The organism is Burkholderia lata (genome assembly GCF_000012945.1).
Lineage (GTDB): Bacteria > Pseudomonadota > Gammaproteobacteria > Burkholderiales > Burkholderiaceae > Burkholderia > Burkholderia lata.
Genome location: NC_007510.1, coordinates 2665542 through 2677802 on the forward strand (window position 1 = coordinate 2665542; position 12261 = coordinate 2677802).

The following is a 12261-nucleotide window of genomic DNA, read 5'->3' on the forward strand; positions in this document are numbered from 1 at the left end:
GCTTAGCCGTTGGTGCCCGAACCGGCTTCGCTCTGCGCCGCTTCCGGCTGCGGCTTTTCCGCTTCCATCTTCACGAGGCGCACGCGGTCGTTGCGGCGCACCTTGACCTGATCCGACACGCGCTGGCGCTTGCTGTCCTTGCCCTTGCGCTCGGTCAGCCCGATCGCGGCAATGATCGCGACCAGCAGCACGAGGCCGGCGATTTCAAACGCGAAGATGTAGTCGGTGTAGATCACCTTGCCGATCAGGCGCGTGTTCGACCAGTTGGCCATCTCGCCCGTCGCCATCGCGTGCACGGTCTGCGTGTCGCCGTAGCCGCGCCACAGGATCAGCGCGGTTTCGATCACGATGATCGCGCCAACCACGGTCGCCATCGGGACAAAGCGCTTGAAATCGCGGCGCAGGTAGTCGATGTTGATGTCCAGCATCATCACGACGAACAGGAACAGCACCATCACCGCGCCCACGTAGACCAGCACCAGCAGGATCGCGAGGAACTCCGCTTCCAGCAGCATCCAGATCGCGGCGGCGTTGAAGAACGCCAGCACAAGGAAAAGCGCAGACGCCACCGGGTTGCGCGAAGTGATCACCTTCAGCCCTGATACCACCAGGAGCAGCGCGAAGATGTAGAACAGTACGGTCGTGAATTCCATGATTACCGGTTCATCGTTAGGCCATAGTCAGGCGCGGCTTGCGGGACGCTCTTGCGAGCCGCACCCGTCGCGGCGGCTCGGCCCGTACTTCGGGCCGGCACTGCAAACACAATCAACGATACGGCGCGTCGGCAGCCTTCGCCGCGGCGATGTCCTTCTCGTAGCGATCGCCCACTGCGAGCAGCATTTCCTTCGTGAAATACAGGTCGCCGCGCTTTTCGCCGTGGTACTCGAGAATCTGCGTCTCGACGATCGAATCGACCGGGCAGCTCTCTTCGCAGAAACCGCAGAAGATGCACTTCGTCAGGTCGATGTCGTAGCGCGTCGTGCGGCGCGTGTTGTCCGCGCGCGTTTCCGATTCGATCGTGATCGCCATCGCGGGGCACACGGCCTCGCACAGCTTGCACGCGATGCAGCGCTCTTCGCCGTTTTCGTAGCGGCGCAGCGCATGCAGCCCGCGGAAACGCGGCGAAATCGGCGTCTTTTCTTCCGGGAACTGCACGGTGACCTTGCGCTTGAACGTGTAACGGCCGGTCAGCGCGAGCCCCTGCAGGAGCTCGGTCAGGAAGAAGGTCTTAAAGAAGTGTTGGATTGCGCTCATGATTTCGTCCGATTACTTCACCCAGATGTTGAGCGGCGACATCATCCAGAAGCCGACCACGACCACCCAGACCACCGTGACGGGCAGGAACACCTTCCAGCCCAAGCGCATGATCTGGTCGTAACGGAAACGCGGGAACGTCGCGCGAACCCAGATGAACACCGACAGCAGCGCGAATATCTTCAGCACCAGCCAGAAGATGCCCGGAATGAACGACAGGAATTCGAACGGTGCATCCCAGCCGCCGAGGAACAGCGTCGCGGTCAGCGCCGAGATCACGATCATGTTGATGTACTCGGCGAGGAAGAACAGCGCGAACGCCATACCCGAGTAATCGATCATGTGACCGGCAACGATTTCCGACTCCCCTTCCACCACGTCGAACGGGTGGCGGTTCGTTTCGGCGATGCCCGAGATGAAGTACACGACGAACGCCGGCAGGAGCGGCAGCCAGTTCCACGACAGGAAGTTCACGCCGTGGCCGGCGAAGAAGCCGTGCTGCTGCGAACCGACGATTTCCGACAGGTTCAGGCTGCCGGCCGTCATCAGCACCAGCACCAGCGCGAAGCCCATCGAGATTTCGTACGACACCATCTGTGCCGCGGCGCGCATCGCGCCGAGGAACGCGTACTTCGAGTTCGATGCCCAGCCCGCGAGAATCACCGCGTACACGCCGATCGACGAGATCGCCATCGCGTACAGCAGGCCCGCGTTGACGTTCGCGAGGACCGCTTCGGCCTGGAACGGGATCACGGCCCACACGGCGAACGCCGGCACGACGGTCATCACCGGCGCGATCAGGTACAGCCAGCGGCTGGCGGCGCTCGGCTGAATGACTTCCTTCAGCAGCAGCTTCAGCACGTCGGCGATCGGCTGCAGCAAGCCGCCGGGGCCGACGCGGTTCGGGCCGAGACGCACGTGCATCCAGCCGATCAGCTTGCGTTCCCACAGAATCAGGTACGCGACGCACAGCAGGATGACGACGGAGACGACGAGGATGCGCACGATTGCCCACACCGTCGGCCATGCGAAGCCGAGAAGCTGGGACCCGCCCGCGTTGATCGTATCGAACAAGCTCATTTACGCCTTCTCCACCACCAGTTCACCGGACAGGCTGCCGAGCGCTGCGCCGGCAGGCGTTGCCGCCGACACGCGAACGACGGTCTCCGCAAGATTCGCGTCGCGCACGGCCGGCAACTGCACCGCACGCTCGCCCTGGCGCACGCGCACCGCGTCGCCTTCCTTCAAGCCCAGCTTGTCGAACAGCGCGGCCGGCAGGGCTGCGGCATTCGCCGCCTTCGCGGCGGTCGTCAGGTGCAGCGCACCTGCGCGGCGCACGAGTGCGTCGGCGTGATAGATCGGCACATCGGCCAGGCGCTCGAAACCGCCGTTCGCGGCATTCGCCGCGACGCGCACCGGCGCGACCGACGTCTGGTTCGACAGGCGGCCCGCGACGCCGGCATCGCCGAGCGCGGCGAGACGCACTTCTTCCGAGGTCTCGTATTCGAAGTTCGGCAGGCCGAGCACGCTGCCCAGCACACGCAGCACCTTCCAGCCCGGACGCGTGTCGCCGAGCGGGCGCACCACGCCGTTGAAGCTCTGCACGGTGCCTTCCGCATTCACGTACGTACCGGCCGTTTCCGTGAACGGCGCAACCGGCAGCAGTACGTCGGCGTAGTCGAGGCCATGCTTGAACGGCGACATCACGACAACCATTTCCGCCTGGTTCAGCGCGGCGAGTGCCTGCGCCGGATCGGCGGTGTCGAATTCCGGTTCGACGTTCAGCAGCACGTAACCCTTGCGCGGCTGCTCGAACGCTTCGCGTGCGTTCAGGCCGCCTTCGCCCGGCAGTGCGCCGACGACGTGCGCGCCGACCGTGTTGGCCGCTTCCGTCAGGAAGCCGAACGTGGCGCCGGTGTTGTCGGCGATCCACTTGGCGACGGCGTGCAGCTTGGCGAATTCCGGATGGCGGACCGCGACGTTGCCGAGCAGCACCGCGCGGCGTTCGCCGTTCGCGAGCGACTGGGCGACAGCCTGCGCGGCCGGCGATGCCGTGACGCCTGCCAGCGCGTCGGGCAGTGCGACGCCGCGCAGTTGCGCGACGGCCGCTGCGATACCGGCCAACTGGTCGAGCCATGCCGACGGCGCTGCAACGATGCGCTGCGCGGTCGGGATCAGTGCGTCGTCACCGGTTGCGTGCAGGAAGTGCAGCTTCGCGCCGTTCTTCGCGGCCTGACGCAGGCGCGAGGCGAACAGCGGGTGGTCGCGGCGCAGGAACGAACCGACGACGAACGCGGCATCCACGTTCGACAGGTCGGCGATCGGCATGCCGAGCCACGGTGCGCCCTGGACCGGCGCCGAGAAATCCTGCTGACGCAGACGGAAGTCGACGTTCGGCGTCTTCAGTTCGTTGGCGAGCTGCTTCACGAGGAACAGCTCTTCGGCCGTGCTGTGCGCGCTCGCGAGCATCGCCAGCGCGTTCGCGCCGTGATCCGCGGCGATGCCCTTCAGGCCCTTCGCGACGTATTCGAGTGCGGTCTGCCAGTCGGTTTCGATCCACTGGCCGCCCTGCTTCAGCATCGGCTTCGTCAGGCGCTCTTCGCTGTTGAGGCCTTCATACGAGAAGCGATCCTTGTCCGAGATCCAGCATTCGTTGATGGCTTCGTTCTCGAACGGCAGCACGCGCATCACGCGGTTGTTCTTCACTTGCACGACGAGGTTCGCGCCGACGGAATCGTGCGGGCTCACCGACTTGCGGCGCGACAGTTCCCACGTACGGGCGCTGTAGCGGAACGGCTTGCTGGTCAGCGCGCCGACCGGGCACAGGTCGATCATGTTGCCCGACATTTCGGAATCGACCGTCTTGCCGACGAACGTCGTGATTTCCGAATGCTCGCCGCGGCCCAGCATGCCGAACTCCATCACGCCGGCGATTTCCTGGCCGAAGCGGACGCAGCGCGTGCAGTGGATGCAACGCGACATTTCTTCCATCGAGATCAGCGGGCCCACATTCTTGTGGAACACCACGCGCTTCTCTTCCGAGTAACGCGACGACGACTTGCCGTAACCGACCGCCAGATCCTGCAGCTGGCATTCACCGCCCTGATCGCAGATCGGGCAGTCGAGTGGGTGGTTGATGAGGAGGAATTCCATCACCGACTGCTGCGCCTTCACGGCCTTGTCGGATTGCGTATGGACGATCATGCCGGCCGACACGGGGGTCGCGCAGGCAGGCACGGCCTTCGGCATCTTCTCGACTTCGACGAGACACATCCGGCAGTTGGCCGCAACCGACAGTTTCTTGTGATAGCAGAAGTGAGGAATGTACTTGTCCGCCTTGTGCGCAGCCTGGATCACCATGCTGCCTTCGGGCACCTCGACCTTCTTGCCGTCTATTTCAAGTTCAACCATGATGGTGAATGGTCCTTAACCTATTTCCGCCCGTTCGCGCCTTCGCCCGACCGTGCGCTCAAATTCCGCAACCGGGTTCGCTTCAGGCTGCCGCCGCGTGCGCGTGGCCGCCGACCATGCAGTGCTTGTGCTCGACGTGGTACGCGAATTCGTCCCAGTAGTGCTTGAGCATCCCGCGTACCGGCATCGCCGCCGCATCGCCGAGTGCACAGATCGTGCGGCCCATGATGTTCTCGGCAACCGAGTTCAGCAGGTCCAGATCTTCCTGGCGGCCTTCGCCGTGCTCGATACGATTCACGACGCGATACAGCCAGCCGGTGCCTTCACGGCACGGCGTGCACTGACCGCACGATTCTTCGTAGTAGAAGTACGACAGGCGCAGCAGCGAGCGCACCATGCAGCGCGTCTCGTCCATCACGATCACCGCGCCGGAACCGAGCATCGAGCCCGCCTTCGCGATCGAATCGTAGTCGAGATCCGTCTGCATCATGATGTCGCCCGGGATCACCGGCGCCGACGAACCGCCCGGAATCACGGCCTTGATCTTCTTGCCGCCGCGCATCCCGCCTGCGAGCTCCATCAGCGTCGCGAACGGCGTGCCGAGCGGCACTTCATAGTTGCCCGGACGCTCGACGTCGCCCGACACCGAGAAAATCTTCGTGCCGCCGTTGTTCGGCTTGCCGATCTCGAGGTAATTCTGCGGCCCGATGGACAGCAAGAACGGCACCGCGGCGAACGTCTCGGTGTTGTTGATCGTGGTGGGCTTGCCGTACACGCCGAAGCTCGCCGGGAACGGCGGCTTGAAGCGCGGCTGGCCCTTCTTGCCTTCGAGCGACTCGAGCAGTGCCGTTTCTTCGCCGCAGATGTACGCGCCGTAACCGTGGTGCGCGTGCAGCTGGAACGAGAATTCCGAGCCCATGATGTTGTCGCCGAGGAACCCGGCAGCGCGCGCTTCATCGAGCGCGGCTTCGAAGCGTCGATACACTTCGAAGATTTCGCCGTGGATGTAGTTGTAGCCGACGGTGATGCCCATCGCGTACGCGCCGATGGCCATGCCTTCGATCAGCGCGTGCGGGTTCCAGCGCAGGATGTCGCGATCCTTGAACGTGCCCGGCTCGCCTTCGTCCGAGTTGCAGACGAGGTACTTCTGCCCCGGGAACTGACGCGGCATGAAGCTCCACTTCAGGCCGGTCGGGAAGCCCGCACCGCCACGGCCACGCAGGCCCGACGCCTTGACGTCGGCGATCACCTGCTCGGGCGGAATCTTTTCTTCGAGAATGCGGCGCAGCTGCTTGTAGCCGCCGCGCGCAACGTAATCTTCGAGATGCCAGTTCTCGCCGTTCAGACCAGCGAGGATCAGCGGTTTGATGTGACGGTCGTGGAGGGACGTCATTTCGAGAGCTCCTCAAGCAGCTGGTCGATCTTCTCGCGGCTCATGAAGCTGCACATTCTGTGATTGTTCACCAGCAGCACCGGCGCATCGCCGCACGAGCCCATGCATTCGCCTTCCTTCAGCGTGAACTTGCCGTCGGGCGTGGTCTCGCCGAAGCCGATGCCGAGCTTCTGTTTCAGGTAGTCGGCAGTCGCTTCCGCGCCACCGTCCGGGCCGAGCTGGCACGGCAGGTTCGTGCAGAGCGTGATCTTGTGCTTGCCGACCGGGTTGAGCTCGTACATCGTGTAGAACGTCGCGACTTCCTGCACGGCAACGGCCGGCATGCCGAGATAGTCCGCGACGAACTGCATCAGTTCGGGCGACAGCCAGCCGTGCTCTTCCTGAGCAACGGCCAATGCCGACATCACGGCGGACTGTTTCTGATCGGCGGGATACTTCGTCAACGCTCGATCGATTTCCTTCAGGCCTTCAGCTGAGATCATTTTCAGACACGACTCTTTCAATTCCTACCGAACGAACAACCTGCCGCACATTGGGGTGCATGGACGGCAGACCTGGCGCTCACTCTGTTGACAGCTTGCGAAGCCGCGCCGGTTCAGCGCGCATCGCGTGTGACTTGCTGCTCGCCGCCCGCTCGCGCGGGCGGCGCTAACCATTAGCGATCGATTTCGCCGAACACGATGTCCTGCGTACCGATGATCGTGACGGCGTCGGCGATCATGTGACCGCGCGCCATTTCGTCGAGCGACGCCAGGTGCGCGAAACCCGGTGCGCGAATCTTGAGGCGATACGGCTTGTTCGCACCATCCGACACGAGGTAGATGCCGAACTCACCCTTCGGATGCTCGACCGCCGCGTACGCTTCGCCTTCCGGCACATGGAAACCTTCGGTGAAGAGCTTGAAGTGGTGAATCAAGTCTTCCATGTTGGTCTTCATGCCAACGCGCGACGGCGGTGCAACCTTGTGATTGTCCGTCATCACCGGGCCCGGATTCTTGCGGAGCCACTCAATACACTGTTTCGCGATGCGGATCGACTGGCGCATTTCTTCGACGCGCACCAGATAGCGGTCGTAGCAATCGCCGTTCACGCCGACCGGCACATCGAAATCCATGCGATCGTACACTTCGTACGGCTGCTTCTTGCGCAGATCCCAGGCGATGCCCGAGCCGCGCAGCATCGGGCCCGTCAGGCCCATCTGCAGCGCACGTTCCGGGCTGACCACGCCGATCCCGACCAGACGCTGTTTCCAGATCCGGTTGTCGGTGAGCAGCGTTTCGTATTCGTCGACGCACTTCGGGAAGCGCGCGAAGAAGTCGTCGATGAAGTCGAGCACCGAGCCGCTGCGCGCTTCGTTCATCTTCGCGAGCGCCTTCTCGTTGCGAATCTTCGACGCCTTGTATTGCGGCATTGCGTCAGGCAGGTCGCGGTAGACGCCGCCCGGACGATAGTACGCCGCGTGCATCCGGGCGCCGGACACCGCTTCGTACACGTCCATCAGGTCTTCGCGTTCGCGGAATGCGTACAGGAACACGGCCATCGCGCCGACGTCGAGTGCGTGTGCGCCGATCCACATCAGGTGGTTCAGCACGCGCGTGATCTCGTCGAACAGCACGCGGATGTACTGCGCGCGCTCAGGCACTTCGATGCCGAGCAGCTTTTCGATCGCGAGCACGTAGCCGTGCTCGTTGACCATCATCGACACGTAGTCGAGACGGTCCATGTACGGCACGGACTGGATGAACGTCTTGGATTCCGCGAGCTTTTCCGTCGCGCGGTGCAGCAGGCCGATGTGCGGATCGGCACGCTGGATGACTTCGCCGTCGAGCTCGAGCACGAGGCGCAGCACGCCGTGCGCTGCCGGGTGCTGCGGGCCGAAGTTGAGCGTGTAGTTCTTGATTTCTGCCATGACGCCCCCTTAATGTTTCAGACCGCCATAGCGATCCTCGCGGATCACGCGCGGCGTGATTTCGCGCGGTTCGATCGTCACCGGCTGGTACACGACCCGCTTCTCTTCCGGGTCGTAACGCATTTCGACATAGCCCGACACCGGGAAGTCCTTGCGGAACGGATGGCCGATGAAGCCGTAGTCGGTGAGGATGCGGCGCAGGTCGGGGTGGCCTTCGAACACGATGCCGTACAGGTCGAACGCTTCGCGCTCGTACCAGTTCGCGGAGGTCCAGATGTCGACCAGCGATGCCACGATCGGCAGGTCGTCGTCCGGCGCGAATGCGCGCAGGCGCAGACGCCAGTTGTTCGTGACCGACAGCAGGTGCGACACGGCCGCGAAACGCGGGCCGTCGTAGGCACCGTCGCCGAAGGTCTGGTAGTCGACGCCGCACAGGTCGAGCAACTGCTCGAAACGGAGCTTCGGATCGTCGCGCAGCATCTTTGCGACTTCGAGGTAATCGCTCGCCTTTACGACGAGCGTCAGTTCACCGATCGCTTCGGTGAGGCTCACCACGCGCGCGCCGAGCGCGGCTTCGAGGTTTGCCTTGAGGGTCTCGATTTTGCTTGCCATATTGAGGGGACGCTCGGGGCTTTATTGACGGGCGATGGTATTGGTGCGGCGGATCTTCGCCTGAAGCTGGATCACGCCGTAGACCAGCGCCTCGGCCGTGGGCGGACAGCCCGGCACGTAGACGTCGACCGGCACGATCCGGTCGCAGCCGCGGACCACCGAGTACGAGTAGTGGTAGTAGCCACCGCCGTTCGCGCACGATCCCATCGAGATCACCCAGCGCGGTTCGGCCATCTGGTCGTACACGCGACGCAGCGCGGGTGCCATCTTGTTGCAGAGCGTGCCAGCGACGATCATCACGTCCGACTGACGCGGGCTCGGGCGAAACACGACGCCGAACCGGTCCAGGTCATAACGGGCTGCGCCCGCATGCATCATTTCGACGGCGCAACACGCGAGCCCGAACGTCATCGGCCACAGCGAGCCGGTACGCGTCCAGTTGATCAGCTTGTCAGCCGTCGTGGTGACAAACCCTTCCTTCAAGACCCCTTCGATACTCATTTGCTTTCCACTCCAGACGAGCGACCGAGCGTGGCCGCCCATGCAAACCGGCGATTAACCCATCACTCCCAGTCGAGCCCGCCTTTCTTCCAGATATAGGCAAAGCCCAGCAGGAATTCGAGCAGAAAAATCATCATTGCGATGAAACCCGGCCAGCCGATATCCCGGAGCGCGACGCCCCACGGAAACAGGAAAGCGGTTTCGAGATCGAAGATGATGAACAGGATGGCGACGAGGTAGTACCGGACGTCGAATTTCATCCGGGCGTCTTCAAAGGCTTCGAAGCCGCACTCGTACGGTGCGTTCTTCTCGACGTCCGGCTTGTTGGGACCAAGGAGCTTGCCGATGCTGACCAGCGCTATACCTAAACCAGTGCCCACGAGGAGGAACAACAAGACGGGGTAATAGGCTGCGAGGTTCAAGGCAATCCTCTATCGGTTGGTTCTGAGCGTCCGGAGAATACCACTATCCGGCGGAAGGGATCATTTCGGAGTGCATGCGATCGCAAGACAACCGCAAGCACACTCCAGAAATGAAAAATGCCAGCCACTAGAAGCGGCTGGCATTGAGTAACTTTGGTGCCGACGGCGAGACTCGAACTCGCACAGCTTTCGCCACTACCCCCTCAAGATAGCGTGTCTACCAATTTCACCACGTCGGCACTGCATGCAACCGGGGTTGTAACTACTTGTTTCCCGCGAATCGCTTCAAGAATTAAATTCTAACCCGAGTTCCAGAATTGTTCAACGCACAATCGCAAAAAATTTAACTTTTTATTTCGGGACGTCCTGGCCCGGCGCACTTGCAGCCGAACCTGCGGCAGCGGATGCCGCGACAGCCGGCGCCGATGCTGCAGGTGCCGATGCCGGTGCGGTCGCAACCCCACCCAGCACGCCTGCCGACGGCGTCGACTTGTACGAACCGAGGTACGTCAGCGCGAGCGTCGCGACGAAGAAGATCGTTGCGAGAATGCCCGTCGTACGCGACAGGAAGTTCGCCGAGCCCGTTGCACCGAACAGGCTGCCCGACGCGCCGCTGCCGAACGCAGCGCCCATGTCGGCACCCTTGCCGTGCTGCAGCAGCACGAGACCAATCACACCAAGTGCAGACAGCACCTGCACCACAATAATCAGCGTCTTGAATAACAGCATCACACCCACCCGAATGGATCAGGCGACCGGAACGACCGGCCACCGTCATGGTTCAATTCGATCCCGGACCGCTCAACGCGCGGCCCGGCAGATCGCCAGGAAATCTTCCGCCTTCAGCGACGCGCCGCCGATCAGGCCGCCGTCGATGTCCGGCTGCGCAAACAGCTCTTCCGCGTTGTCCGGCTTAACGCTGCCGCCGTACAGCACGGACACGTCCGCCGCACCCTTTGCCGCGAGACGCGCACGCAGGAACGCGTGCACGTCCTGTGCCTGCGCCGACGTCGCGCTCTTGCCCGTGCCGATCGCCCAGACCGGCTCGTATGCGACGACGATGCGCGTCGCTTCGTCAGCCGTCAGCACGGCCAGCACTGCGTCGAGCTGCGCACCGACCACCTGCTCGGTCGCACCCGACTCGCGCTCGTCGAGCGTCTCGCCAACGCACACGACTGGCGTGAGCCCCGCTGCGAGCGCGCGCTGCGTCTTCGCGGCGACCGTCTCGTTGCGTTCGCCGTGATACGCGCGGCGCTCCGAGTGACCGACGATCGCATAGCGTGCGCCGAACTCCGCGACCATCGCGGCCGCGACTTCACCGGTGAACGCGCCCTGTTCGTGCGCCGACACGTCCTGCGCACCCCAGGCGACACGGCCGCCGTCGAGCTGCGCCTGAACCTGCGCGAGATACGGGAACGGCACGCACACGCCGATCGACGTTTCGGCCGCCACCGCGCCCGCGCCCTGCACCACTTCGTTCAGCAACGCCTGGTTGCCGGCCAGCCGGCCGTGCATCTTCCAGTTGCCGATCACACGCTTAGTTCTCTGTTTCGACATCGTGTCTGTCTCGTCACCGCTTGGTCATTAACGTGCCGGAAACCGGCCGTCAGGTTTGATCTGGCGAAGCAAACCGGCGATTTTACTGCGCGCGGCTTGAACCGGTCAAACCGCGCATGTCAAGCCCGGTCGCACGGGCCGTCAGGCGTTCGTACCCCAATCGAGCACGATCTTGCCGGTGTGCTCGCTGCTTTCCATCAGCGCGTGCGCCTGAGCGGCGTCCGCAGCCGGCAATACGCGATAGATCACCGGCTTGATGCGGCCGTCGGCAAGCAGCGGCCACACGCGCGACTTCAGCTGCGCGGCGATCTGCGCCTTGAACTCGACCGGACGCGGGCGCAGCGTCGACCCCGTGATCGTCAGCCGGCGGCGCAGGATCTCGCCCAGGTTGACGTCGGCCTTCGCGCCGCCGAGCAGCGCGATCAGCACGAGACGGCCGCCATCCACGAGCGCGGACAGTTCGCGCGGCACGTACGAGCCCGCCACCATGTCGAGGATCACGTCGACGCCGCGATCGTGCGTCAGCGACTTCACGACCTCGACGAAATCTTCCGTCTTGTAGTTGATCGCGCGTTCGGCGCCGAGCGCCTCGCAAGCGCGGCATTTATCGGCCGTGCCGGCCGTCGCGAACACGCGAAAGCCGAGCGCATGCGCGATCTGGATCGCCGTCACGCCGATGCCGCTCGAGCCGCCCTGCACGAGCAGCGTTTCCTGCTCGCCGCCCTCGCCCGCGCCGAGCTGCGCACGGTCGAACACGTTGCTCCACACCGTGAAAAACGTTTCGGGCAGCGACGCGGCCTCGATATCGGTGAGCCCGTCGGGCACCGGCAGGCATTGCGGCAGCGGTGCGACCGCGTACTCCGCATAGCCACCGCCTGCAAGCAACGCGCACACGCGATCGCCGAGCTTCAGGCCGAACGGGTTCAGCGCAGCGTCCGACAGGTCACCGCCGACGATCTCGCCTGCAACCTCGAGGCCCGGCAGGTCCGACGCGCCCGGCGGCGGCGCATACGCCCCCTTGCGCTGGAACACGTCGGGCCGGTTCACGCCGGAAGCCGCCACCTTGATCAGCACTTCGCCGCGCTTCGGTTCGGGGCGCGGACGCTCCGCAAGCTTCAGCACGTCGGGGGCACCGAATTCGGTGATTTCGATGGCTTTCATGGTGATGGTCGCTCCAGGATCAGGATCGGAATCGGATGGCG

Annotated in this window: 13 protein-coding genes and 1 tRNA gene; all 14 read right to left on the bottom strand. The window is 63.7% G+C overall.

Annotation, left to right across the window (positions count from 1 at the left end):
* Nucleotides 1-2: 2 nt before the first annotated feature.
* A complete protein-coding gene (locus tag BCEP18194_RS17985) occupies nt 3-653 on the bottom strand; it encodes an NADH-quinone oxidoreductase subunit J (protein WP_011352694.1) in 651 nt (216 codons plus the stop codon).
* Between the two features lie 112 nt (nt 654-765).
* Nucleotides 766-1254: an NADH-quinone oxidoreductase subunit NuoI gene (gene nuoI, locus BCEP18194_RS17990; RefSeq protein ID WP_011352695.1), complete on the bottom strand. Its 489-nt coding sequence runs from the start codon at nt 1252-1254 to the stop codon at nt 766-768.
* Nucleotides 1255-1266: 12 nt separating this feature from the next.
* Nucleotides 1267-2334 (bottom strand): NADH-quinone oxidoreductase subunit NuoH, encoded by a 1068-nt coding sequence (gene nuoH / locus BCEP18194_RS17995; protein WP_011352696.1) that lies wholly within the window; start codon nt 2332-2334, stop codon nt 1267-1269.
* The gene (gene nuoG, locus BCEP18194_RS18000; RefSeq protein ID WP_011352697.1) at nt 2335-4665 is read right to left on the bottom strand and encodes an NADH-quinone oxidoreductase subunit NuoG; all 2331 of its coding nucleotides are present in this window, start codon (nt 4663-4665) and stop codon (nt 2335-2337) included.
* Nucleotides 4666-4747: 82 nt separating this feature from the next.
* Entirely contained in the window at nt 4748-6058 is a 1311-nt protein-coding gene (nuoF, locus tag BCEP18194_RS18005; protein ID WP_006478267.1) for an NADH-quinone oxidoreductase subunit NuoF, read from the bottom strand.
* On the bottom strand, nt 6055-6540 hold the full coding sequence (nuoE, locus tag BCEP18194_RS18010; RefSeq protein WP_006750460.1) for an NADH-quinone oxidoreductase subunit NuoE: 486 nt from the start codon (nt 6538-6540) through the stop codon (nt 6055-6057). Before nuoE ends, nuoF begins: the two co-directional genes overlap by 4 nt.
* Before the next feature lie 173 nt (nt 6541-6713).
* Complete coding sequence (locus BCEP18194_RS18015) at nt 6714-7967, bottom strand: NADH-quinone oxidoreductase subunit D (protein ID WP_011352698.1); 1254 nt, start codon at nt 7965-7967, stop codon at nt 6714-6716.
* 9 nt (nt 7968-7976) lie between these two features.
* On the bottom strand, nt 7977-8579 hold the full coding sequence (locus tag BCEP18194_RS18020) for an NADH-quinone oxidoreductase subunit C (protein ID WP_011352699.1): 603 nt from the start codon (nt 8577-8579) through the stop codon (nt 7977-7979).
* Nucleotides 8580-8600: 21 nt separating this feature from the next.
* Nucleotides 8601-9080, bottom strand: coding sequence for a NuoB/complex I 20 kDa subunit family protein (locus tag BCEP18194_RS18025; protein ID WP_006398799.1), 480 nt, complete (start codon nt 9078-9080; stop codon nt 8601-8603).
* A 62-nt stretch (nt 9081-9142) separates the two neighbouring features.
* Nucleotides 9143-9502: an NADH-quinone oxidoreductase subunit A gene (locus tag BCEP18194_RS18030; protein ID WP_006398798.1), complete on the bottom strand. Its 360-nt coding sequence runs from the start codon at nt 9500-9502 to the stop codon at nt 9143-9145.
* Between the two features lie 154 nt (nt 9503-9656).
* A tRNA-Leu gene (locus tag BCEP18194_RS18035) sits at nt 9657-9741 on the bottom strand.
* Between the two features lie 112 nt (nt 9742-9853).
* Nucleotides 9854-10231, bottom strand: a complete 378-nt coding sequence (gene secG, locus BCEP18194_RS18040) for a preprotein translocase subunit SecG (protein WP_011352700.1) — start codon at nt 10229-10231, stop codon at nt 9854-9856.
* Between the two features lie 72 nt (nt 10232-10303).
* A complete protein-coding gene (gene tpiA / locus BCEP18194_RS18045) occupies nt 10304-11059 on the bottom strand; it encodes a triose-phosphate isomerase (protein ID WP_011352701.1) in 756 nt (251 codons plus the stop codon).
* A 141-nt stretch (nt 11060-11200) separates the two neighbouring features.
* Complete coding sequence (locus tag BCEP18194_RS18050) at nt 11201-12220, bottom strand: NAD(P)H-quinone oxidoreductase (protein ID WP_011352702.1); 1020 nt, start codon at nt 12218-12220, stop codon at nt 11201-11203.
* Between the last annotated feature and the right edge of the window lie 41 nt (nt 12221-12261).